General features: G+C 37.5%; 24 protein-coding genes. 10 read left to right on the forward strand and 14 right to left on the reverse strand.

The genetic code is table 11. The features are described 5' to 3' along the window. Positions 1-84: 84 nt before the first annotated feature. Both GGR22_RS08800 and GGR22_RS08805 read left to right on the forward strand, forming a co-directional pair. Complete coding sequence (locus GGR22_RS08800; protein WP_182493329.1) at positions 85-696, forward strand: thioredoxin family protein; 612 nt, start codon at positions 85-87, stop codon at positions 694-696. Then, on the forward strand, positions 696-1430 hold the full coding sequence (locus GGR22_RS08805; RefSeq protein ID WP_182493330.1) for a phytanoyl-CoA dioxygenase family protein: 735 nt from the start codon (positions 696-698) through the stop codon (positions 1428-1430). Before GGR22_RS08800 ends, GGR22_RS08805 begins: the two co-directional genes overlap by 1 nt. Before the next feature lies 1 nt (position 1431). Here the strand turns inward: GGR22_RS08805 and GGR22_RS08810 are convergent, their stop codons facing one another. The 5 genes from GGR22_RS08810 to GGR22_RS08830 form a co-directional block, all read right to left on the reverse strand. Beyond that, positions 1432-2061 carry a YiiX/YebB-like N1pC/P60 family cysteine hydrolase gene (locus GGR22_RS08810; protein WP_182493331.1) on the reverse strand — a complete coding sequence of 210 codons (630 nt, stop codon included), beginning with the start codon at positions 2059-2061 and terminating at the stop codon, positions 1432-1434. Between the two features lie 3 nt (positions 2062-2064). After that, a complete protein-coding gene (truB, locus tag GGR22_RS08815; protein ID WP_182493332.1) occupies positions 2065-2763 on the reverse strand; it encodes a tRNA pseudouridine(55) synthase TruB in 699 nt (232 codons plus the stop codon). A 7-nt stretch (positions 2764-2770) separates the two neighbouring features. Next, positions 2771-3580 (reverse strand): undecaprenyl-diphosphate phosphatase, encoded by an 810-nt coding sequence (locus GGR22_RS08820; RefSeq protein WP_182493333.1) that lies wholly within the window; start codon positions 3578-3580, stop codon positions 2771-2773. Between the two features lie 61 nt (positions 3581-3641). Next, a complete protein-coding gene (locus GGR22_RS08825; RefSeq protein ID WP_121375969.1) occupies positions 3642-3890 on the reverse strand; it encodes a DUF3098 domain-containing protein in 249 nt (82 codons plus the stop codon). A 51-nt stretch (positions 3891-3941) separates the two neighbouring features. Beyond that, the gene (locus tag GGR22_RS08830) at positions 3942-4817 is read right to left on the reverse strand and encodes a cell division protein FtsX (protein WP_182493334.1); all 876 of its coding nucleotides are present in this window, start codon (positions 4815-4817) and stop codon (positions 3942-3944) included. Between the two features lie 247 nt (positions 4818-5064). Between GGR22_RS08830 and leuS the strand changes: the two genes are divergently transcribed. Together leuS and GGR22_RS08840 are read left to right on the forward strand one after the other, a co-directional pair. Then, a complete protein-coding gene (gene leuS, locus GGR22_RS08835; RefSeq protein ID WP_182493335.1) occupies positions 5065-7929 on the forward strand; it encodes a leucine--tRNA ligase in 2865 nt (954 codons plus the stop codon). A gap of 99 nt (positions 7930-8028) precedes the next feature. Then, on the forward strand, positions 8029-8733 hold the full coding sequence (locus GGR22_RS08840) for a zinc metallopeptidase (RefSeq protein ID WP_182493336.1): 705 nt from the start codon (positions 8029-8031) through the stop codon (positions 8731-8733). Positions 8734-9099: 366 nt separating this feature from the next. Here GGR22_RS08840 and GGR22_RS08845 read toward each other — a convergent pair whose 3' ends face one another. Continuing rightward, entirely contained in the window at positions 9100-9570 is a 471-nt protein-coding gene (locus GGR22_RS08845; RefSeq protein WP_121375973.1) for an Lrp/AsnC family transcriptional regulator, read from the reverse strand. Between the two features lie 118 nt (positions 9571-9688). Further along, positions 9689-11059, reverse strand: a complete 1371-nt coding sequence (locus GGR22_RS08850; protein WP_182493337.1) for a saccharopine dehydrogenase family protein — start codon at positions 11057-11059, stop codon at positions 9689-9691. 124 nt (positions 11060-11183) lie between these two features. Between GGR22_RS08850 and GGR22_RS08855 the strand changes: the two genes are divergently transcribed. Continuing rightward, the gene (locus GGR22_RS08855) at positions 11184-11570 is read left to right on the forward strand and encodes a DUF423 domain-containing protein (protein ID WP_182493338.1); all 387 of its coding nucleotides are present in this window, start codon (positions 11184-11186) and stop codon (positions 11568-11570) included. 78 nt (positions 11571-11648) lie between these two features. Next, positions 11649-13277 (forward strand): phosphoenolpyruvate carboxykinase (ATP), encoded by a 1629-nt coding sequence (pckA, locus tag GGR22_RS08860; RefSeq protein WP_182493339.1) that lies wholly within the window; start codon positions 11649-11651, stop codon positions 13275-13277. Positions 13278-13345: 68 nt separating this feature from the next. On the opposite strand, the gene GGR22_RS08865 is transcribed toward pckA, so the two are convergent. Continuing rightward, the gene (locus GGR22_RS08865) at positions 13346-14104 is read right to left on the reverse strand and encodes a uroporphyrinogen-III synthase (RefSeq protein WP_121376268.1); all 759 of its coding nucleotides are present in this window, start codon (positions 14102-14104) and stop codon (positions 13346-13348) included. Between the two features lie 20 nt (positions 14105-14124). After that, positions 14125-14790 (reverse strand): DUF4271 domain-containing protein, encoded by a 666-nt coding sequence (locus tag GGR22_RS08870; protein WP_121375977.1) that lies wholly within the window; start codon positions 14788-14790, stop codon positions 14125-14127. A gap of 149 nt (positions 14791-14939) precedes the next feature. Here GGR22_RS08870 and GGR22_RS08875 point away from each other — a divergent pair, with 149 nt between their 5' ends. Genes GGR22_RS08875 through GGR22_RS08885 form a run of 3 tightly spaced genes read left to right on the forward strand, consistent with a single transcriptional unit; the run spans position 14940 to position 17441 of the window. Further along, a complete protein-coding gene (locus GGR22_RS08875; protein ID WP_182493340.1) occupies positions 14940-15665 on the forward strand; it encodes a polyprenol monophosphomannose synthase in 726 nt (241 codons plus the stop codon). Positions 15666-15716: 51 nt separating this feature from the next. Further along, positions 15717-17057, forward strand: coding sequence for a dihydroorotase (locus tag GGR22_RS08880; protein ID WP_182493341.1), 1341 nt, complete (start codon positions 15717-15719; stop codon positions 17055-17057). 9 nt (positions 17058-17066) lie between these two features. Beyond that, positions 17067-17441, forward strand: a complete 375-nt coding sequence (locus tag GGR22_RS08885; protein ID WP_182493342.1) for a DUF4296 domain-containing protein — start codon at positions 17067-17069, stop codon at positions 17439-17441. On the opposite strand, the gene GGR22_RS08890 is transcribed toward GGR22_RS08885, so the two are convergent. Beyond that, positions 17434-18426, reverse strand: coding sequence for an NAD-dependent epimerase/dehydratase family protein (locus tag GGR22_RS08890; RefSeq protein WP_182493343.1), 993 nt, complete (start codon positions 18424-18426; stop codon positions 17434-17436). The two genes, GGR22_RS08885 and GGR22_RS08890, sit on opposite strands and share 8 nt — an antisense overlap. Positions 18427-18554: 128 nt before the next feature. Between GGR22_RS08890 and tyrS the strand changes: the two genes are divergently transcribed. Further along, a complete protein-coding gene (gene tyrS / locus GGR22_RS08895) occupies positions 18555-19850 on the forward strand; it encodes a tyrosine--tRNA ligase (protein WP_182493344.1) in 1296 nt (431 codons plus the stop codon). Positions 19851-19858: 8 nt separating this feature from the next. Here tyrS and GGR22_RS08900 read toward each other — a convergent pair whose 3' ends face one another. From GGR22_RS08900 to GGR22_RS08915, 4 genes are all read right to left on the reverse strand, one after another. Then, on the reverse strand, positions 19859-20839 hold the full coding sequence (locus GGR22_RS08900) for a LuxE/PaaK family acyltransferase (RefSeq protein ID WP_182493345.1): 981 nt from the start codon (positions 20837-20839) through the stop codon (positions 19859-19861). 138 nt (positions 20840-20977) lie between these two features. Further along, complete coding sequence (locus GGR22_RS17140; protein ID WP_182493346.1) at positions 20978-21871, reverse strand: lamin tail domain-containing protein; 894 nt, start codon at positions 21869-21871, stop codon at positions 20978-20980. 113 nt (positions 21872-21984) lie between these two features. After that, positions 21985-22326, reverse strand: a complete 342-nt coding sequence (locus GGR22_RS08910) for a T9SS type A sorting domain-containing protein (protein WP_182493347.1) — start codon at positions 22324-22326, stop codon at positions 21985-21987. Between the two features lie 103 nt (positions 22327-22429). Beyond that, positions 22430-23563 carry a hypothetical protein gene (locus tag GGR22_RS08915; RefSeq protein ID WP_182493348.1) on the reverse strand — a complete coding sequence of 378 codons (1134 nt, stop codon included), beginning with the start codon at positions 23561-23563 and terminating at the stop codon, positions 22430-22432. Between the last annotated feature and the right edge of the window lie 174 nt (positions 23564-23737).

A 23737-nucleotide genomic window follows, 5' to 3' on the forward strand; every position in this document is an offset into this window, starting at 1 on the left:
CATAATCTGTTTTTTTGGAATAAGTTGGCAAAAAAAAAGTATTTTGGGTTTTTAGAATTAATTTTGCAGTACTAAATCGAGAATATGGAAGAGATTATCAAGGCCAGTCTGCCTAAAAGCTTGACTTATTTTGAATATAGAAAACTGGTTACAGATTTGCTTTTAGAGGGAAAATCTACAGGTCCAATCCAGACAGATGATCTGTTGCATTATAGCAAGCTGAACGAAACGAGAATGAATCGCTTGGAAAAGACGATTGTTATTTCTCCAGAGAATACGGAAAGAATCAATCTCTTAAGAAGAAAATATATCTGGCTTGTAATTTCGGAAGGTTGGTGTGGCGATGCGGCACAATTGCTTCCGATCATGCACAAAATGGAGGTGTTGTCGGATAACATCGATTTTAAGATTGTCCTTCGTGATGAAAATCCTGCATTGATGGATAAATTTTTGACGAATGGCGGAAGATCTATTCCAAAATTAATTGTCTTGGATAAAGAAACATTGGAAGTTTTGGCAGATTGGGGCCCAAGACCGAAAGAAGCATTCGATTTGATTAAAAATTATAAGGAAAAGCATGGTGTTATCGATGAAAAAATTAAGACCGAATTGCAAATGTGGTATCTGCACGACAAAGGCTTAAGTACTCAAAATGAATTAATCGAACTTATGCGATTACTTGAAATTCAAGAATAATGAGCTACAAAGAAAATGGTTATCTGCTTTTAGAAAATTTCTTTACGGAAACGGACTTGCAGGCTATTGAAAAAGTCCTATATGAATTTCACGAAAAGTGGATGGTAGATAATGTCTCAAGTTTTGAAAAAGGAGTTTTAAACAGCCATAGTTTGACTTCAGGAAATTATTTGGACATAGAAGAAAAAACAGCGCTTTTCCAATTTATTTCTCAACAAAGCATTCAAGAAATCATTGATGCAATTTATACCGATAAGCCCGTTTTCTTAAATACGCAGCTTTTTTTCGACCCGAAAGATAATAGCCAGAAAAATTATTGGCATCGCGATATCCAATACACTGGGCTGTCAGTGGAAGAGCAAAAACAAGCTATAAAACATCAAGATGTAGTTCATTTCAGGATTCCGATGAAAGCAGAATTAGGAATAGAATTGATACCAAAAACACATCGCGAATGGGACTTGCCTCATGAATTTGATGTCAGGAATTCATTAAATAATTCGAAACCAAACGATGATTTGGAAAGAGGAAAGACAATCCAGCTAAATCGTGGCGACTTGCTTGTTTTTTCTGCCAATATGATCCATCGAGGAATTTATGGAAAAGATCGCTTTTCTTTTGACGTAATTTTTTGCAACAATATTCCTGAAATCAAGCGCTTTATCGACCAAAGCAATTATCCGTCAGAAGAAATTTTGAAAAAGCTGAAAAATAAAGAACTATTCCGTTCGTAGGTTATTTTAAAGTTCCGAGGATATAAATCTTGTCAGAAGTAGACATTCCGCCTGGATTACAGCCTGGTTTTCCTTCAGGAATCTCGCTTCCAATTTGCTTATAATACTCTACCCAAGCCGGGAAAAAGTCATTGGTTCCAGGTTCTTTGTAGGTCATCGGAAACAATTGAAAAAAAGGTTTTTCTTTGTTTGCCTTTTTAAAAGCATCGTAGATTAATTCAGAGCAATAGTATTTTTCATTATCGTAAACATAATCATCGTCATACGGAATCCCAACTTGCTTTAAAGAAAAAGAAATCGCTTCAGGAATCAACTTGCTGTATTTCTTTTTGACCCTGCCGATGTACATTGGTTTGGAGGTATTTTTAGAAAATTTTTCTAAGGTGTTCAATCGCACGGCAGCACCAGCGGCTTCAATGATATATATCGTGTCATTTTTCTTGTAGACCAATCCCATATGGCTGAAATCGTTTCCTTTATAACCTTCGGTCACAGCTTCAATAGCATCGCAAAGCGGACCACAATCCATATCTTGAAAAATAAAATCGCCTGTTTTTAAGTCAGAAGGCTTTATTTGAGAATAAGAAATAAAAGAGAAAAAAAGGACGGATAATAAGAGCGTTTTTTTCATAATCTACTCCGTTTTTTCAGAAAGTGAATCTACAAAAGCTTCTAAGCCATAACCGTTTTTTACATCATAGTCACCGATTTTCGTTCTTCGCAGCGCGGTAAGATGTCCGCCAGAATGTAATGCTTTTCCAAAATCAAAGGCTAGCGAACGGATATAAGTTCCTTTGCTGCAAACCACCCTAAAGTCGATTTCAGGCAAAGCAATTCGAGTAATTTCAAATTCGTGGATTGTTGTTTTTCTAGTCGGAATTTCAACTTCTTCTCCATTTCGGGCATGCTCGTACAAGCGAATTCCGTCTTTTTTCAAGGCAGAAAAAATAGGAGGACGCTGGTCGATTTCGCCTAGAAACTGCTTTACCGTTTCATGAATCAGCTCGTCTGTGATATGCTCTGTCGGGAAAGTTTCGTTGATTTCAGTCTCTAAATCATACGAAGGCGTGGTTGCGCCAACGGTAATCGTTCCAGTATATTCTTTAGCCTGGCCTTGCAGTTCGGTAATTCTTTTGGTGAATTTTCCGGTACAGACCAAAAGCAATCCAGAAGCCAAAGGATCTAAAGTCCCAGCATGACCAATCTTAATTTTTTTCAAGCCGAGTTTGCTCTTCAAGGCCCATTTTAATTTGTTCACCGCTTGAAACGATGTCCAATTCAAAGGCTTGTCAATTAATAAAACTTGGCCGTCTTGAAAATCTTGTGCTGTCAATGCTAAATTATTTTATGTAGATGAAATAAATCAAGAGTAAGGCTCCAGCAATAATTCTGTAATAACCCCAAGGCTTGAAACCATATTTTTTAATGACTCCGATAAAGAATTTGATAGCAATAATCGAAACGATAAAGGCTACAATGTTTCCGATTGCAAATAACTTTAGGTTGTCTCCAGATTGCATCAATAATTCATATCCTTTTAATCCTGAAACTTTATAAGTTTTCAAAAACACAGAATAGCAAGTTACGGCTAGCATGGTCGGAACGGCTAAAAAGAAAGAAAACTCAGCAGCAGTCTGACGTGTCAAGCCTTGTTGCATTCCGCCAATAATTGAAGCGGCAGAACGGCTTGTTCCTGGCATCATGGCCAGACATTGCCAAAAACCGATAGTCACTGCTTTTTTGATAGAAATATCCTCCTCATGCGCAACAGTAGGATTCTTAAAATAATTGTCAATAAATAATAAGATAAAACCGCCGATTATCAGCACGATTGCAATTGGAATCGGATCGCCCAATACGGCATCAATATAATCGTCAAACAGATAGCCTAATATTAAGGCCGGAACTACGGCTAAAGCTAACTTGATGTAAAAATTGAACTTGCTGAAGTTGAAAAACTTTCTCCAATATAAAGCTACTACAGCCAAGATAGCTCCGAACTGAATCGAAACCTGAAATAATTTTGTAAAATCATCTTCTTGAATTCCAAAATAAGAACTCGTAAAAATCATATGTCCTGTAGAAGAAACGGGCAGATATTCTGTTAAGCCTTCGACGATGGCTATTAAGATTGCTTCAATTAAATCCATTTACTTTTTTAGATTGTTTTGTTTGTTGAGAAAGTCATGCAAAAGGCAAAACAAGCCCAATCTATTTTTTAGGATTTTTTAGAATAGCATAGATCGTAATTCCAAAACCAATCAAAACGGTTGTTGGAGCTAAGCGAATTCTTCTGAAATCAAAAATTTTATCGCTAAAAACAGCAGGATTATCTGTTCCACCACCAGACATCAAGATAAAGCCAAGCGCAATAACCCCAATTCCAATCAATAAGAATTTATAATTTACCTTGTCAAAAAGGAATTCGTTTTTTTGTGTATTCGTTTCTTTAGTACTCATAATTTCAAGTCAAAAGTTAATATTCTAAAATCTTAAATCAAAAATCCAAGATTAATAAAGATCGTCTGTACGCAAATTCAAAAATCGCTGCGTAGCGAAAAATGTGCTGAACCAAGTAATCAAGATTCCCACAATCAAAACGCCGACCAATACTAGACCAATCATCAACTGATCTCGCATGATTCCCAGATTCGGGAAATTAGTATCCACATAATACAATACGCCCATTAAAGCAAAAATTGCCAAAAGAGAACCGATAACACCTAGCTTGATACTTCTCCAAATGAATGGCTTTCTGATGAAGGACTTTGTTGCGCCAACCATCTGCATCGTCTTGATGATAAAACGGTTTGAATAAATCGACAGACGCATAGAGCTGTTGATTAGCAAAACCGCTACTAATGCCAAAAATCCGCTAGCAATTAAAATCCAGAAACTGATTCTTTGGATGTTGTCGTTTACTAAATTCACTAAAACTTTGTCGTAAACAATATCAGAAACCATAGGGTTTTCCAAGATTTTCGTTTCAAATTTTTTGATACTGTCCGTTACGATATAATCCGCTTTTAAGTGGATGTCAAATGAATTTTCTAAAGGATTTTCGCCTAAAAAAGCCATGAAATCCTCGCCGATAATATCCGTATGTTGTTTGGCCGCTTTTTCTTTGGTTACAAAATCATATGATTTTACGAATTTCGAAGTCTTTAATTGCGTATCGAAAGCATTGATAATACTGTCGTTTGCCTCGTTTTTGAAATAAACAGACATGGCAATTTCTTCCTTGAAATCATCCGATAATTTCTTCGAATTGATTACGAATAACCCTAATATTCCCAATAAAAAAAGTACCAAGAAAACACTCAATACCACAGAAAAATAAGAAGAAATAAGTCGTCGCTTTTGAAATTTTTCGAATGATGAAGCCATAGTTTTAATTTAATGCCGTAAAAATAATAAAGAATTTCTTTAAACACAGTTTATAACGCTCAAAGTTTTGACTTTCGTACAATAAACGTAAATTTGCTTCCTCGAATTGATTTTTTTTGTATACAACAAATTATTTTGAGCCGAATTATTGAGAAACGGGACATTGCGTATCTATTTTTCAATCATCACTAGTAATCTTAACATTAACCTTAGTACCTAAAAACGTAGCGACTTAGAACCTTATAAAATGAAATACAATCCTAACGAAATTGAAGCCAGATGGCAAAAGTATTGGGCTGAAAACGGAACTTTTCATGCAGAAAATAATTCTGATAAACCAAAATATTATGTTTTGGACATGTTTCCTTATCCTTCTGGAGCCGGACTCCATGTTGGGCATCCGCTAGGCTATATCGCTTCAGATATTTACGCAAGATTTAAAAGGCACCAAGGATTTAATGTTTTGCATCCGCAGGGTTATGACAGTTTCGGACTTCCGGCAGAACAATATGCTATCCAAACCGGACAGCACCCAGATAAGACAACCAAAGAAAATATTGCTCGCTATAGAGAGCAGTTGGATAAAATCGGATTTTCGTTTGACTGGAGCCGCGAAGTAAGAACGTCAAGTCCTGATTATTACAAATGGACCCAGTGGATTTTTATCCAGCTGTTCAATTCATGGTATGATAAAGATGCCGACCAAGCACGAGATATCAAGACGCTTGTTTTAGAATTTGAAGAAAACGGAAACGCAAAAGTAAATGCTGTTTCTGACGACAATATTCCTGTTTTTTCTGCTAACGATTGGAAATCCTATTCAAAAGAAGAGCAAGAACGAATTTTATTAAAATACCGTTTGACGTTTTTGGCTGAGACCGAAGTAAACTGGTGTCCGGCATTAGGAACCGTTTTGGCAAATGACGAAATCATAAATGGCGTTTCAGAACGTGGAGGTTATCCAGTAATCCGTAAAAAAATGACGCAATGGAGCATGCGAATTTCGGCGTATGCTGAACGCTTGCTGACAGGATTGGAAACCATCGATTGGACAGAATCTTTGAAAGAAAGCCAAAGAAACTGGATCGGAAAATCGGTTGGAGCTTCGGTAACATTCAAAGTAAAAGATTCAGAATTTGAAAGAAATGCTGTCGATTATATCTTAAGTGGCGACGAAACGAATGACCATGTTATTGAAGTTTTTACGACCCGTCCCGATACCATTTTTGGAGTGACGTTTATGACGTTGGCGCCAGAACACGATTTGGTTGCGAAAATTACGACCCCAGAACAAAAGAAAGCCGTGGACGCTTATGTGGAAGCGACTGCAAAACGCAGCGAACGTGAAAGAATGGCTGATGTAAAAACCATTTCTGGAGTTTTCACAGGAGCTTATGCAGAGCATCCGTTTACCAAAGAAGCCATTCCGGTTTGGATTGGCGATTACGTTTTAGCAGGCTATGGAACTGGAGCTGTAATGGCAGTTCCTTGCGGTGACGAACGCGATTATGCCTTCGCGAAACATTTCAATATTCCGATTAAAAATATATTTGAAAATGTAGATATTTCCGAAGAAGCCTATGGCTCGAAAGACAATGTCGTGATTGATAATTCCGATTTCCTAAATGGATTGGATTACAAACAAGCGACTAAAAAAGCCATCGAAGCTTTAGAAGAATTAGGACAAGGAAAAGGAAAAACCAATTACCGTTTGCGTGACGCTGTTTTCTCTCGCCAAAGATATTGGGGAGAACCTTTCCCGGTGTATTATGTGAACGGATTGCCACAGATGATCGAAACAAAGCATCTGCCGATTCGTCTTCCAGAAGTAGAAAAATATTTGCCAACCGAAGACGGACAACCGCCTTTAGGAAATGCAACAGAATGGGCTTGGGACACAAAAGAATTGCGAGTTACGGATTGTGAATTAATTGATAATGTGACAATTTTTCCTTTGGAATTGAATACGATGCCAGGCTGGGCAGGAAGTTCTTGGTATTGGTTGCGTTATATGGATGCGCATAACGAAGATGAATTTGTTTCTGACGAGGCTCAAAACTATTGGCAAAATGTCGATTTGTATATTGGAGGAAGCGAACATGCCACAGGACACTTGTTGTATTCTCGTTTTTGGAACAAATTTTTGAAAGATAGAGGTTTTGTCAATCAAGAAGAGCCGTTCAAGAAATTGATCAATCAAGGAATGATTTTGGGAATGAGTGCTTTGGTGTACAGAGTTTCTGGTACAAACACCTATGTTTCTAAAAACATTAAAAATAATTACGAAACAGAGGGAATTCATATCGATATAAGTCTTGTAAATGCTTCGGATGAGATAGATACAGAAAAACTAAAAAGTTGGCAGCCGCAGTTTCAGGATGCTGAATTTATAACTGAAAACGGAAGATTTTTTGTTGGCCGCGAGGTTGAAAAAATGTCCAAATCGAAATACAATGTTGTAAATCCAGACAATATTTGCGAAGAATACGGAGCCGATACGTTACGTCTGTACGAAATGTTTCTCGGTCCTTTAGAACAAGCCAAGCCATGGAATACAGCTGGAATCACGGGTGTATTCGGATTCTTAAAAAAACTTTGGAAATTGTATTTTGATGAAAACGGACTCATCGTAACTTCAAGCCCTGCAGCGCCAGAAGCGTTGAAGACGTTGCACAAGACAATTAAAAAGGTTCAGGAAGATATCGAGAATTTCTCTTTCAATACTTCCGTGAGTTCCTTTATGATTGCCGTAAACGAATTAACTGCCATGAATTGCCACGAACGTTCTGTTTTAGAACCGTTAGTAGTACTGATTTCCCCTTATGCACCGCATATTGCTGAAGAGCTATGGGAAAGGCTAGGCCATAAAGAAAGTATTTCAGAAGTTCCTTTTCCGAGATTCAACCCAGAATATTTGGTAGAAAGCAATAAAGAATATCCGGTTTCTTTCAACGGAAAAATGCGTTTTACGATAAACCTTCCGCTTGATCTGACAGTCCAAGAAATTGAAAAGATTGTCATGGCCGACGAAAGAACGATCAAGCAATTAGATGGCAGAACTCCGAACAAAGTCATTATTGTTCCAGGAAAGATCATCAATTTGGTAGGATGATTTTAAGAAATTTTTATCACTGACAAACTTTCAGTATCTTTAAACCTCGTCAAATTGGCGAGGTTTTTGCTTTTCATTACTAAATAAAAAAACAAAAAAATGATAGGGATAGGATATTATATCTTACTGGGTGTTATCGCTTTGGTAAGCTGGGCAGTAAGTGCTAAATTAAAAAGCAAATTTGAGTTTTATTCAAAAGTACATTTGCGCAACGGAATGAGCGGTGCTGAAATTGCAGAAAAAATGCTTCAAGATCATGGCATTTCAGGAGTCAGAGTAATCTCCACTCCAGGCCGTTTGACAGACCACTATAATCCGTCTGATAAAACGGTAAACTTAAGCGAAGCAGTATATAACCAAAGAAACGCTGCCTCTGCCGCAGTTGCTGCTCACGAAGTAGGCCATGCGGTACAACATGCCCAAGCATATCAATGGCTGACTATGCGTTCTAAATTAGTTCCGATGGTGAATGTCGCTGCGCCAATTTCGCAATGGGTGATTATAATCGGTCTTGTTTTAGGAGCCGCCGCAGGAGTAGGAGCCGGATTTTATATTGCCGTTGCCGGTTTAGTTTTGATGTCAATTGCAACGTTATTCAGCGTCATTACGCTTCCTGTAGAATATGATGCTAGCCACCGTGCTTTGGCTTGGCTGAAAAACAAAAATATGCTAAGCCAGCAAGAATATGCCGGAGCCGAAGATTCCCTAAAATGGGCTGCAAGAACGTATCTAGTAGCAGCGTTGGGTGCTATTGCCTCTTTGCTGTATTGGGCATTGCAGGTTTTTGGAGGAAGAAGAAACTAAGGGGAATTTTAGATTTCTGGTTTTAGATTTCTGATTTTTGTAGAGTAAATAATTTGTGAAGTATATAAATAATTAAAAAAATCCGTGCCATTTAGGTGCGGATTTTTTTTTGGATTGTATTTATCATGTTCCATACAGACCAAAGCTATTTCCGCACAGGCAGGGACAGTGTATGCAGTATCAATTTGAATCTACGCACGAAGCACTTTGTCTCACTCACGAGCAACTGCAGCATACTTATTAGCAATTTAAGCCTCCACACAAAGCATTCCATCTCACTCACAAGCATACAAAGCATAGGCATCAGCAAGTGAATCTACACACAAAGCATCCAAAATCAAAAATCTCAAATCCAAAATCAAAAATCTACAGCTGGATCTGTCTCTCAATCTGCTGATCCAAAGAAATAAAAGTTTCTGTTCTCGAAACACCTTCAATAGCTTGGATTTTAGTATTCAGCAATTGCATTAGGTGTTCGTTATCTCGGCAGATAATCTTGATGAGGATTGACCAGTTTCCAGTAGTATAATGACATTCCAAGACTTCGGGAATCTTTCTTAGTTCACGAACCGCTTCAGGGTTTCGTGCCGCCTTGTCCAAATACACGCCTACAAAAGCCATCGTGCTGTAGCCTAAAACTTTTACGTTTACTACAAACTTTGAGCCTGAAATTACGCCCGACTGTTCCAGCTTTCGAAGACGCTGGTGAATCGCTGCGCCAGAAATGCCAATCTTATTGGCAATCTGAAGAATTGGTTTTCGGGCATCTTCCATCAAATCCCGAAGAATTTCTTTGTCGATACCGTCAATTTCTATTTGTAGGGAATTTATTTTCATTGGTTGCAATTTATAACTGAATTTAAGCTTTCAGTTTTATTTACAAACAAATATACTGAATTTTGCTTTTCAGTTAAGCTCAAAAAAAACCTACATCTTTCGATATAGGTTTCTGATATTATCCTGCAACGTTCTTTGGATTGTAGCCCATATAAGGAACCTGCTTTTCATTGAAGACGACGCCGTAGCTTTCCAATTCTTTTAAAATCGGCAGGTATACTTCTTTGTTTATCGGCAATTGCACGCCAGGTGTCTTGATGTTTCCATTTAAAATCTGCAAGGTCGCCATAGCAACAGGAAGGCCGACAGTTTTAGCCATAGCAGTATACGTCTGGTCATCGCCCAAACAAACCATGGTAGAATCAATCTGTTTTTCTTGGCCGTCTAGCTGGTAGCCAAATTTATGATACATCACAATCATATCCTTATCATGCTCTTCCAGCGACCAGCTTTCTGTCAATATCTTTTCAAGGATTTGAGCAGGTGTCGCATGTTTTAGTCCTACGATTTTGTTGTTGTTAAATAAATCCAATTCTAACAACTTGTCCCATTTGATATCGTCCTGATCCATTTTCAGGCTCAAGCGCAATTTGATTTCTACAGAATCTGTCGGGTGATAAGGCAAGAAAGAATTCGTGAATTCACGATAGGTCATCGTTTCAGAATTTTCCATCGTATAACTATCATCCGTCATTCCCAATTGCACGAACATATTCCAAGCTTTCGAAAAACCAACACGACGGATGGTTCCTCTGTATAAAGTCAAGGCATCGTCCAGTCCATAAACACTTTTGTATTTTAAAGAATCACGGTTGGCATAGCCTTCAAATCGGCCGTAGCCTTCAACCTCCATAAATTCTGTTCTTCTGAATAACTTGTGATACGGAATGTATTTGTAGGTTCCTTCTTGGATAAATTTCGCAGCACCGCCTTGTCCGGCCAAAACCACATTCCTTGGATTCCAAGTAAATTTATAGTTCCAAAGATTAGTATCCGATTCTGGTGCTACCAAGCCGCCGCAAAACGATTCAAAAAGAATTATTTTACCGCCTTGTTCGCGGATTTCATCAATTACTTTCATGGCACTCATGTGGTCGATTCCAGGATCAAGTCCTATTTCGTTCATGAACACTAAGTTGTTTTCTTTAGCCTGAGCATCGAGATTCTGCATCGCTTCACTGACATAAGAAGCGGTGACCATGTGTTTTTTATAAGTAATGCAGTCTTTGGCCACTTCAATGTGCATGTGGGCAGGAAGCATCGAAATCACGATGTCTGCTTTTTGGATTTCTTCCTTTCGCTGGTTTTCGTTGAAGATATCAAAAGCAATTGCCGTAGCATTTTTATGATTCTTGGTTTTTCTTTGAGCCAATTCTAAAGAAAGGTCTCCGATGGTAAGATGCAGGTTTTCTTCTTCTGATTTGTTTAGAAGGTATTGAATTAGTGAAGAAGCAGACCTTCCGGCCCCGATTATTAGAATATGTCTCATGAAAACCGTAATTTTTTAATAATAACACAAAAGTAATTATTTGTTATATTTAAAAAAACTTAAAGGCGTTTGATTATCATAAAGTTTTCAAGATGCGTAACTTTGTGCTTCAAATTAAACAATAATGGACAGAAAAATAATTTCTACAGCAGCAATTTTAGGTTTTATCGCAATCATCTTAGGTGCTTTTGGCGCTCATGCCTTGAAAAAAGTCTTAACCATTGAACAGCTCGCTTCTTTTGAAACAGGAGTAAAATATCAGATATATCATGCGCTGTTTCTCCTGTTTGCCGGGAGCACAAATCTGATCTCAGAAAAAGCAAAAAAGACCTTATATTATTTAGTCGTATTTGGCGTTATACTTTTTTCGGGTTCTATCTATCTTTTGGCGACAAAAAACGTAACAAACGTGGATTTCAGCGTTATAGGATTTATAACACCGATTGGAGGATTGCTAATGATTATGGCTTGGGGGCTTCTTTTTTTGAATATTCTTAAGAGAAAAGCATAAAGTTTTACCAAATATATCCAATCTGAAATTTAATTTTTACTTTTGCGAAATAATTAAACACAACTCAATTAGAATTCTATGGATAATTACACCCAATTTACGAAATCGATTTCGTTAGAAAAATATGGAATCAAGAATGTCGAAGAAGTGATCTATAATCCTTCTTATGAATTGCTTTATGCCGAAGAATTAAATCCTAGCCTTATAGGATTTGAAAAAGGACAATTGACAGAGCTTGGAGCAGTGAATGTAATGACGGGTGATTTTACAGGTCGTTCTCCAAAAGATAAATATATTGTTCAAGATGATGTTACTAAAGATACGATCTGGTGGACATCGGACAAAGCGGTTAACGACAATAAGCCGATCAGCCAAAATACTTGGGAAGCTTTAAAGAAAACTACAGTCGAGCAGCTTTCAAATAAAAAATTATATGTCGTGGATGCTTTTTGCGGCGCCAACGAGAACACCAGGCTGAAAGTACGTTTTATCGTTGAGGTAGCTTGGCAGGCACATTTCGTGAAAAACATGTTCATCCGTCCGACAGAAGAAGAGCTTGAAAACTATGGAGAGCCTGATTTTGTGGTAATGAACGCATCAAAAACAGAATTTGCCGATTATAAAAATCATGGATTGAATTCTGAAGTGTATATCGCTTTCAACCTTACTGAAAAAGTCCAAATTATTGGAGGAACTTGGTATGGCGGTGAAATGAAAAAAGGACTTTTCGCAATGATGAACTATTACCTGCCGTTGCAAGGAATAGCTTCGATGCACTGTTCTGCCAATAAAGGAAAAGATGGCGATGTTGCTGTTTTCTTCGGATTATCTGGAACTGGAAAAACGACGCTTTCTACAGATCCTAAACGCGAATTGATTGGTGACGATGAGCACGGTTGGGACAATGACGGTGTTTTCAATTTCGAAGGCGGCTGTTATGCAAAAACAATTGACTTAAGCAAAGAAAACGAGCCGGATATCTACAATGCAATCCGAAAAGATGCTTTGCTAGAAAACGTAACTGTTGATGCAGACGGCAAGATTGATTTCAAAGACGGTTCAGTGACTCAAAATACAAGAGTTTCTTATCCTATTTACCATATCGATAATATCGTAAAACCGGTTTCTAAGGCTGGACATGCTTCAAAAGTAATTTTCTTGACTGCTGATGCGTTCGGAGTTATGCCTCCAGTTGCAAAACTTTCGCCAGAACAGACTAAATACCACTTCCTTTCAGGATTTACTGCAAAATTAGCAGGAACTGAAAGAGGTGTGACAGAACCACAGCCTACTTTCTCAGCTTGCTTCGGTAAAGCTTTCCTTTCGCTTCATCCTACACAATATGGTGAAGAATTGGTTAAAAAGATGGAAGAACACAACGCAACCGCTTATATCGTAAATACAGGTTGGAACGGTACTGGAAAAAGAATTTCAATTAAAAATACAAGAGCGATTATCGACAGAATCTTAGATGGTTCTTTGGAAAACGCAGAAACTACGACTTTGCCAATTTTCAATTTTGAAATACCTACAACTTTAGAAGGAGTAGATGCTGATATCCTTGATCCAAGAAAAACCTATTCAAACGAATCAGAATGGGAAGCTAAGGCCAAAGATTTAGGAAGGCTTTTCGTAAAGAACTTTGTGCAATATGCAACTAATGAAGAAGGCAAAAACCTTGTGAAAGCAGGGCCGCAAGTTGACTAATTAGCGATGCTATAAATAAAAAACCCTGCAATTGCAGGGTTTTTTATGTTTAAAAAGAAACAAAAGAATTATTTTCCTTTGTCTTCTTTGTTTGCTTTTGCAATATATTTTTCCAAAGCCATTGTCATGGATGGTGCTTCAGGAGACGGAGCCATGATATCGACTCTTAATCCGTGATCCAAAGCTTCTTTTTGTGTAGTGCTCCCGAAAACAGCAATTCTAGTATTGTTTTGCTCGAAGTCAGGGAAGTTCATGAATAATGATTTGATTCCTGTCGGACTGAAAAAAGCCAATACATCATAATACACATCTGCTAAATCAGACAAATCGCTCATTACAGTTTTGTAAAAAGTAGCCTGTGTCCAATTAACTTTCAAATTATTCAAAGTCTGCGGCGCATCAGCATTCAATTGGTCTGAAGCCGGCAAAAGGAATTTCTCGTCTTTGTACTTTTTGATCAGTGGCGATAAATCAGCAAAGTCTTTCTGGCCCACATAAATCTTACGTTTTCTGTAAACTACATATTTTTGAAGATAAAAAGCAATAGCTTCAGACTGGCAGAAGTATTTTAAATCCTCTGGAATCTTATATCTCATTTCCTCAGCTACTCTGAAAAAGTGATCGATAGAATTTTTGCTAGTTAAAATGATGGCTGTAAAATTGTTCAAGTCAATTTTTTGCTGTCTCACGTCTTTTGCACTAACGCCTTCAACGTGGATAAAAGGCCTGAAATCAATTTTGACTTTGTGCTTTTGCTGCAACTCAAAATATGGAGAATTTTCTACTTTAGGCTCTGGTTGCGAAACCAAAATTGTTTTCACTTTCATAGTTGACATTTTCTTGTGTGCTACCTTTTTGTAAACCAATAATACATGAAATAATAAGGTGCTATTTCAAGTGCGCAAAGATACAAAATAAAATAAAACAACTTGCCAATAATCAAATTTTGATAAATTTTTAAAGAAAGAAGATAAGTAAGGATATTTATTAACAAAATGATAGCAATAAGAAAATATATTAATAAATCTATTGGCGTATCGTTATAAAATAAAATGACATTAATAGGAAGAATACAAAGTCCAATATAGGTTCTGTAGCTTACTTTTTGTAAATTAAACTGCTCGTTAAATTCTTCGACATTAAAAGAAGTGGCTATTATCTTCTCTATCAGATATTTAGAAAGTATAAAAACGCTCAAAAGCGTAACGATTTGTATGTAGGTAATCCAGTCGGTTTTTGAAGCATATCCAAAATAACTAAGCATTATCTGAATAAAAAATGCAAAAGAAATCACTTGGACTACAAACAATGAAATCGTAAACCAGTTCATTAAGTTGCCGCTGTCTCTATAAATCTTGATATATTTATCGCTATAGGCCAATCTGGAAAAATCAGAAAAACGGCTTTCAAAAACACCTTTCGTTGCAGCAATAAGTACAAAGCAAAGCACAAAAAGAACTGTTGCCCAATCCTTGCTTTCCAAAATTCTCGGCTGTAAAACAATTTCTAACATGAGGCAAAATTAGTGATTTTTTATTGCTTTCATTTTTATTTTTTAAGCAGCTTGTAGGCAATAAAAATTCAAAAAGGATTCGATTATTATAATTTTATTATGAATCAGCAACCATAAAAAGTTTACTTTTGTCATGAAATTATGCAAATATGAACGACGGCATTGTTATAATTCCCACTTATAACGAAATTGAAAATATCGAGAGCATCATCAGGACTGTGTTTTCTCTGCAGAAGCCGTTTCACGTTTTGATAATTGATGACAATTCCCCAGATCATACCGCAAAAAAAGTAATAGCGCTTCAGGAAGAATATCCTGATAGGCTATTCTTGGAACAACGCAGTAAAAAATCAGGCTTAGGTACAGCCTATGTGCATGGATTCAAATGGGCTTTGGAGCGTGAATACGAATACATTTTTGAAATGGATGCCGATTTTTCGCACAATCCACATGATTTAGAGAAGCTTTATGATTCCTGCCGTTTTGGAATCTATGATGTCGCAATCGGTTCTCGATATGTTACGGGCGTAAATGTCGTGAACTGGCCTTTGAGCCGCGTATTGCTTTCTTATTTTGCCTCGGTCTATGTTCGGATGATTACAGGAATGGAAATCCAAGATACCACAGCTGGATTTGTATGCTACAAAAAAAATGTCTTGAAAAGTATCAATCTTGATAAGATTAAATTTATCGGATATGCTTTCCAGATAGAAATGAAATACAGGGCTTACGCCAAAAAATTTAAAATTGTTGAAGTGCCAATTATTTTCACCGACCGGACGAAAGGACAGTCAAAAATGAGTAACTCAATTATCAAAGAGGCCATTTTCGGTGTAATTGTCTTAAGGATAAAGAAAATATTCAACAGTTTGTAGGTAACTTTGCTTGCTGTTCTAGCAATGCGAAAATAACAAAGAAAAGAAGAGATGAAAAGTGTTTTGATTAAGAATGCCAAAATAGTAAACGAAGGAACTATTTTTGAAGGAGACGTTTTAATTGAAAACGAATTTATTGTTGAAATTGCAGAAACGATTAGCGCAAAATCATCGTCAACAAAAATCATCAATGCCGAAGGGAACTACTTGATTCCAGGTGCTATTGACGATCAAGTGCATTTTCGCGAACCAGGTTTGACGCATAAAGGAGATATCGCTTCAGAATCACGTGCGGCTGTTGCTGGAGGAATTACGTCTTTTATAGAGATGCCGAATACCAATCCTCAATCCACTACGATTGAATTGCTGGAGGAAAAATTTAAGATCGCTTCTGAAAAATCGGTGGCAAATTATTCTTTTATGTTTGGCGGCACTAACGACAATCTGGAAGAAATTCTGAAAGTAAACCCAAAAACCGTAGCGGGACTAAAATTATTCTTAGGCTCTTCAACGGGAAATATGCTGGTGGATAATGAAGAAGTTTTAGAAAAAATATTTGCGAGCACGCCGTTGCTGATTGCTGTGCATTGCGAAGATGAGGAAACCATCAAAAACAATCTGGCTAAATATAAGGAAGAATACGGAGACGATATTCCGATGAAATTCCATCATCTGATCCGAAGCGAAGAAGCGTGTTATATTTCCTCGTCAAAAGCAATCGAATTGGCGAAGAAGACTGGTGCACGCTTGCATGTTTTCCATCTTTCGACAGCAAAAGAAATGAAGCTGTTTACGAACAAAATTCCTTTAGAAGAAAAGAAAATTACTGCCGAAGCTTGTATCCATCATTTGTGGTTTACTAACGAAGATTATGATAAAAAAGGTACATTGATCAAATGGAATCCTGCTGTCAAAACCCAAGCTGATAAAGATGCACTTTGGGAAGCTTTGCTCGATGACAGGATTGATGTTATTGCTACTGACCATGCGCCACATACGTTAGAAGAAAAGAAAAATCCATATACTTCTGCGCCATCAGGAGGGCCACTAGTACAGCATGCTGTCGTGGCTATGTTCGAGGCCTTCCATCAAGGAAAGATTTCGGTTGAGAAGATCGTTGAAAAAATGGCCCATAATCCAGCCAAAATTTTCAAGATTGAAAAGCGAGGCTTTATCAAAGAAGGGTATTATGCCGATTTGGCTATTGTCAATGCTGGATTGCCTTGGAGCGTGAAAAAAGAAAACATCCTTTACAAATGCGGCTGGTCGCCTTTCGAAGGATTTACCTTTAAATCAAGGATAACGCATACCTTTGTGAATGGCGAATTGGTCTATAATAATTTCAAGGTAAAAGATGCTCGTGCAGGAATGCGTTTGGAGTTTGACCGTTAAAAGATGATTATGAAAAAATATTTTTTAGTACTGACTTTGGTGTTCCTCGCGTCATGTAAAAAAGAAGCTGTCGAAAAACCAGAAAATCTTATTCCTAGAGATAAGATGAAAGATATTATCTATGATCTTTCCTTGCTTCAAGCTATAAAAGGCGTCAATCAAGCTGTTTTAGATTCAAACCAGATTGATGCGACTACCTATGTCTATAAAAAATATAAAGTCGATAGCCTTCAGTTTGCTAAAAGCGATCAGTATTATGCCATTGAAAATGTAAAGAATTACAAGAAAATGTATGAAGAGATCAATGATAGGGTCAGAAAAGAAAAGACTCATGCAGATAGTTTGCTTGCCAAAGAAAATGTAACTAAAGAGCTTCCTAAATAGTATCGGAAATCTTCGAGATATACTTATCAATGTCCTCAAATTCAAAATTGAGGGCATTTTTTATTTTAGAATTATCAAATTGAGATTGCGTATGCAATGCAATGGCAGTAGCCTTAGATAATTGTCTTTTCCTAAAAAAAAGCGTAGCAATCAGCCAGTCTGCTCGCCATGCTAGTCCCGTGACCCAAGGCTTTAAATAGACCGATGGCTTTTTCTTGCCCAATGATGTGGCAATAAGATCTGATAAATCGTGATAGGTAATGCTTTTTGTAACTAAAATGAAGCGTTCTTTTTGAATAGGGCTTTTCATCAAACCGTACATCGATCTAGCTACGTCTTCAGCTGTTACAAATCCAGTAGCGCCTTCTGTATAATAGTTGAGCCCCTTTTTTATTCTATGGAAAATTTCACTGCTGCCGCTTTTCCAAAATCCTGGACCAAGAATGACTCCTGGATTTACGATAACTACGCTCAAGCCTTCCTGCTGACCTCTCCAGACTTCCATTTCGGCTCCGAATTTTGAGATCGCATAATCGCTGCGTGATATTTCCGGATTCCATTCGGTTTCTTCCGTGATAATGGTTTCATGCTCCTGCAGATCTCCGAGCGCAGCAATAGAGCTGACATGGCAGAGTTTTTTTACTTGTTTTGCCAAGCAAAAATTGACGATGTTCGCTGTGCCTTCAATGTTTGTCTTTCGCATCTGTTCCTCATCATCAGGATCAAAAGAAATAAATGCGGCGCAATGATAAACATAGTCTATAGTTTCAAATGCGCTTTCTAGTGAAGGAATATCGGTTATGTCGCCTTCTGTCCAATTTATTTTTTCGAAAAGAGAAGACTGCTTTTTCCATTCAAAAAAAGATCTCGTGTTTTGGATGTTTTCTTTGTTCCGATATAAGGCGCGAACTTCTTCCCCATTTTCAAGGAGATGAAGCACTAGGTGTGAACCTACTAATCCGGTAGCGCCTGTTACTAAAACCATAAATGCAAATATAAGGAGATTGTCGGATTTTAAGTCAGAATAAATTTTGCGTCTAAATTAGAATTGAAGCCCTTTCTAATTTTCTAATTATCTCAATACCCTTATCTTTGCGCAAATTAGTAGAAAAAATGAAAAATTTAGTTGAAGAATTAAAGTGGAGAGGGCTGTACCATGACAGCATGCCGGGAACCGAAGAACAATTGCTTAAAGAAGTTACGACGGCTTATATTGGATTTGACCCGACCGCTGACTCATTGCATATCGGCAGCATGGTTCAGATTATCCTTTTAGTTCATCTAAAGAATTTTGGACATCAGCCTATTGCATTGGTAGGAGGTGCTACAGGAATGATTGGCGACCCTTCGGGGAAATCCGACGAAAGGAATTTGCTGAATGAAGAAACGCTGGCTAAGAATGTAGCGGGAATCAAAAGTGTCTTGTCTCGTTTTCTAGACTTTAATGCTGCGGATAAAAACGCTCCGGTAATGGTGAATAACTATGACTGGATGAAAGACTTTTCATTTATCGATTTTGCTCGTGAAGTTGGAAAGCGTATCACGGTGAATTATATGATGGCAAAGGATTCCGTGAAAAAAAGATTCAGCGGTGAAGGCGAGGGAATGTCATTTACAGAGTTTACCTACCAGCTAATCCAAGGGTATGATTTCTATCACTTATATAAAAATTACAATTGCCTTTTGCAGATGGGAGGCTCTGACCAATGGGGGAATATCACCACCGGAACAGAACTCGTTCGAAGAATGGGCGGCGAAAATGCCAAGGCTTATGCGTTGACGACTCCGTTGATCACTAAGGCAGACGGTTCAAAATTCGGAAAATCAGAAGGAGGAAATATCTGGCTGGATGCCGATAAGACTTCGGTATATAAATTCTACCAATTCTGGGTTAATACGACTGATGTTGATGCGGAAAAATACATCAAGATTTTTACGTTTTTAGATAAAGACACGATAGAAGCGTTAATCGAAGAACACAGACAAGCGCCGCATTTGAGAGTTCTTCAGAAAAAACTAGCAGAAGAAATTACAATTTTTGTGCATAGTAAAGAAGAATTAGAAAAAGCAATCCAAGCCTCAAATATTTTGTTTGGAAATGCTACTTCTGAAGACTTAAAGCAATTGGACGGGGCTACTTTCTTAGAAGTTTTTGATGGCGTTCCTCAGGCTGAAGTAGCCAAAGAAGATATCGAAAAAGGAATCGATATCGTTTCTGTATTGAATGAGAAAACAGGCTTTTTGAAGTCAAATGGTGAAGCAAGAAGAGCTTTGTCAGAGAATTCAATTTCTGTAAATAGAGAAAAAGTGACGGAAGAATTCAGCCTTTCGACAAAAGATTTGATTAATGATCAATTTGTGTTATTACAACGCGGAAAGAAAAATTATTTTATCGTAAGAGCGGTTTAAGTAAGTTTTTACAGCACCATCAGGTTGCAGCCTCGAATATCAGAATTATCAAAACGGCCCAATACTTCGAACGAATTGTTGGGCTGTTTTTTGCCCAAATCTTGCGTAGCGATAAATGAGCAAGAATTGATATTGGCCAGATCAATTACGTTGATTCCTCCTGTTTTTCCATTTCCAACATACGATAAGGCATCTTCGGTATCGCGAATGAGTATCTGCATCCAGTTCGGGCATTCAAAAACTCCGTTTCCGAGCGAATAAGCTTGCGAAAGAAGTTCTGTCATTCCGTATTCTGAATGGATGGCTTCTACTCCAAAACCTTTGCAGAGCAGCTCATGGAGTTCTTCACGGATCATTTCCTTGCGTTTTCCTTTCATGCCTCCAGTTTCCATGATAATCGTATTTTTTAACTGGAAATTCTGCTTTTCAATTAAATCTAATAAGGCATAGGTCACTCCGATCAAAATAATATTTTCTCCGGCAGCATCTAATTCGAGTAGCTTTTGAATCAATTCGTCATAGTTGTTGAGGTAAAAACCGCTTTCCGGATGATTGGATAATTTGATGAGGTCGTCGACCATGTAAATCAAAGAAGAACCTTCTCGGTCCAAATAGGAAGGAAGCAGAGCCAGTACAGCATAATTTTCAATATTTCCGTAGAATTGCGAAAAGCCTTTTCTGTAGCTTTCTTCGTATAATGAGATATCCGTAACCAAATGTCTGCTGGTTGTCATTCCGGTCGTGCCAGAGCTGGTGAAGGTTTCCTGGATTTTCTCTTGTGAAGAAAGAACCTCATGGCTTTTGAAAAACTGTATCGGTAAAAAAGGAATCTGCTCGATTGATTTTACCTGCTGTTTTTCTACATTCAGAAACTGGCAGAATTCGCGATAGACGCTGTTATTTTCATATTGGAATCGGAATACTTTTAGGGCTATTTTCTCAAACTGCTTGTTGTTGGAAATGCTGAATATGTCGGATGCTGGAATCAAAAGGAAATTATTTTTAGCAAAGGTAATTCATTTTTAAAAAATAATCCGATACGTTTTATTGCTGATTGAACTTGCCAAAAAGCTGAAAATAAAAAAGCATCCCAATTGGGATGCTCTTAAATATTTTGAAAGAACTAATTACTTGATAACTAATTTTCTAGTAGCAGTTTTTCCTTCTTCTGTAATCTTAACGATATAAACACCACCTTTTAGGTTAGAAACATTTACTGATTCTGTAGCTGTAGTGTTTACTACTTGTTTTCCTAAAACATCGTAGATAGCAACTGTTTTTTCAACATTTGAATCTGTAGTGATGAATAATTTTCCGTTAGTTACTGGGTTTGGATATACTTTTAGGCCAGCGATAGTATTTTCGTTAACACCTAATGAACATGTGTTAGTTGCAGATGCAGAGTTTCTAGGAGTTGGTGCAGCAACTGTGAAATCAGCAGCATTATCATTTGTGTCTGTACAACCATTGTTATTTCTGATTGCAGCTGTAGAATTTGTCAATACAGCAGTCGCAGCAGATCCTTCAAAACCAGTTGCACTACCATATCCTACTTTGTCAATTATTTGAGCACCAGTTGGATTAGCAGTAGTTTCAGCAACCGTTGTGTTTACTAAGATAACTTTACCGTTAGTACCAGACATTGCAAAACCAGCCTGTGGAGTCGGGCTTGCCCCACCAGAAACAGTACAGCCACATGTAACACCATCTAAATCTGGCGTTGGCAAAGCTAAAACCGGAGTTGTTCCAGCAGCTTGCTGAATTAAATAATATTTTCCAGGTTGTATTGTAACGTTTGGAAGGGTTTGAACGGCCCATGATGTACCTGCAGCAGAAGCATACTGAACAGACCAACCGTTTAAACTTTGAGCAGCTGTTCCTCTGTTGTATAATTCAATAAAGTCGTTCGTGTACGTTGCTCCATTATTTCCGCCTCCACCATAAACTTGGCTAATAACTACTTGTGCAGAAGCCGAAACTGATACAAAAGCAACAGATAATAAAATGTAAAGTTTTTTCATGTTAACTTGTTTTTTTGTTATAAAAATATAGTGCAAAGATAGGAACTATTTGTCAGAGACAAAAATATCTGTGTAAATTTATGGTTAAATGTAAGAAATCAGAAAAGTGTCAACTATTTGACTATTAGTTTTCTAGTAGCAGTAGCTTCGCCTTCCTTTATTTTTATGATATAAACTCCCGGAGAAAGAGAAGAAACATTAAGCTCTTTTGAGGTCATGACAGCCTGCAAAACTTTCTTGCCTAATACGTCATAAATGGCAATTTCTTTGTTTGAGGTTGACTTTGAAGTAATATAAATCTTACCATTGCTCACCGGGTTTGGATAGAAGTTCAAACCTTCAATGGCTGTCTCCTGCATTCTTCCGCTAGCGGAAGTTCTTGTCTCCTGAGCTGAAAGGCTTGCAGAGAAAAGGAACAGGAAGAAAATGATAGTATAAAAGTATTTTTTTGTCATTGCCTAGATTTGGTAGTGTAAATATATAAAAGATATTTCAATTATTATACCAAAAAAAATGCCTTTCTAATGAAAGGCATTTTTGTCATTTTTTTTTATTGAATTATAGGCCCATCCAGTTCATCCAGCTTGGCTTAGTAGCTCCATTTCCAGCTCCTGTAGCAGTAGTAGTAGCATTGAAACCTGCTGCCATGTTGCTAGGTGTAGTTACATCAGTGATTGTGATGTTCGCTAACGGATGTGCTGTGAAATAATTTTGAGAGTCGGTACCGTCAAAGTTAATTCCAAAACCAGATCCTGAAGCAGTACTGTTAAAGTTAGCAATATAAGCGTTAGTGATTGTAGCGTAAGTTCCTCTTCTCAACCACATTCCTGCTTCTTTAGCAACATCTGCAGTACCTCTACCAATAAGCGTAATGTTGCTGATTGTTGGGTTAGAGATTGGAGCCAAAAGCGGGTTAGTTTGGTTGTTATCCGCTTCTAAACCACGGCTGTCAGCTGAAAGACCTGTAGCAGAAGATTGGTCAGAGTATAGGTTAGAAACAGTTCCGTTCCATCCTTCAGTCCAGTCAAAAGAATCATCTTGACATCCGATTGCAGCTAAGTTTGTAGCGTTTACAGAACCACCAAACCACTCAAAACCGTCATCAGAACCTTGGTACACTAAAATGTTGTTTACAGTTGTTCCTGAACCAACAGCATAGAAAGTAACTCCGTTGAATTCTGCATCCTCGTTGATCAAGTTTCCAGAATATTCTACGATAATGTGAGAAAGAATACCAGAGTTGTCAGCAGGATTAGAACCTCCGTAAGTCAAACCTGTAACCTCTGCAGTTACGTTTGTTCCTAAATTTGTTATTGCATTACCACAAATTACAATTCCTCCCCAATCTTGTGGTGCTGGATTTGCACTGTTAGAAGTAAATAAGATTGGATTAGCAGCAGTTCCTTGAGCAATGATCTTAGCTCCTTTTTCAATTCCTAAGAAAGCAACTTCTTCGAATGCAGCATCAGCCTCGATTCTTGTTCCAGCTGGTATTGTTAATGTAACACCTGGCTTAACATAAGTAGAACCTCTTAGAGTATAAACTGTCTCTGCATTAAGTGTCATGTCTTGCGTAATGTTGCCACTCAAGACGCCTGTTGCTGGAACATCTGGTCCGTCGTTGCTGTCATCGCTTGAACAACTTGTAAAAAGTGTACCTAAAATAGCTAGGCTAAATACTAATTTTTTCATTTTCTAAAGTAATTATGTTGTTTATATTTAGTAGTGCAAATATGGCGAGAGGGATTATTAATCTGGTTAAGCGAGTATTATCTAATCTTTATTTTAAGATGGCGTTATTGTAAATTTAATGTTACTCAATATTCAGGGAATCAGATATTCTAAACTAAAAAAGGCAGCCCGTAG

Origin of the sequence: Flavobacterium gossypii (assembly GCF_014138495.1) — a bacterium.
GTDB classification, from domain to species: Bacteria; Bacteroidota; Bacteroidia; order Flavobacteriales; family Flavobacteriaceae; genus Flavobacterium; species Flavobacterium endophyticum.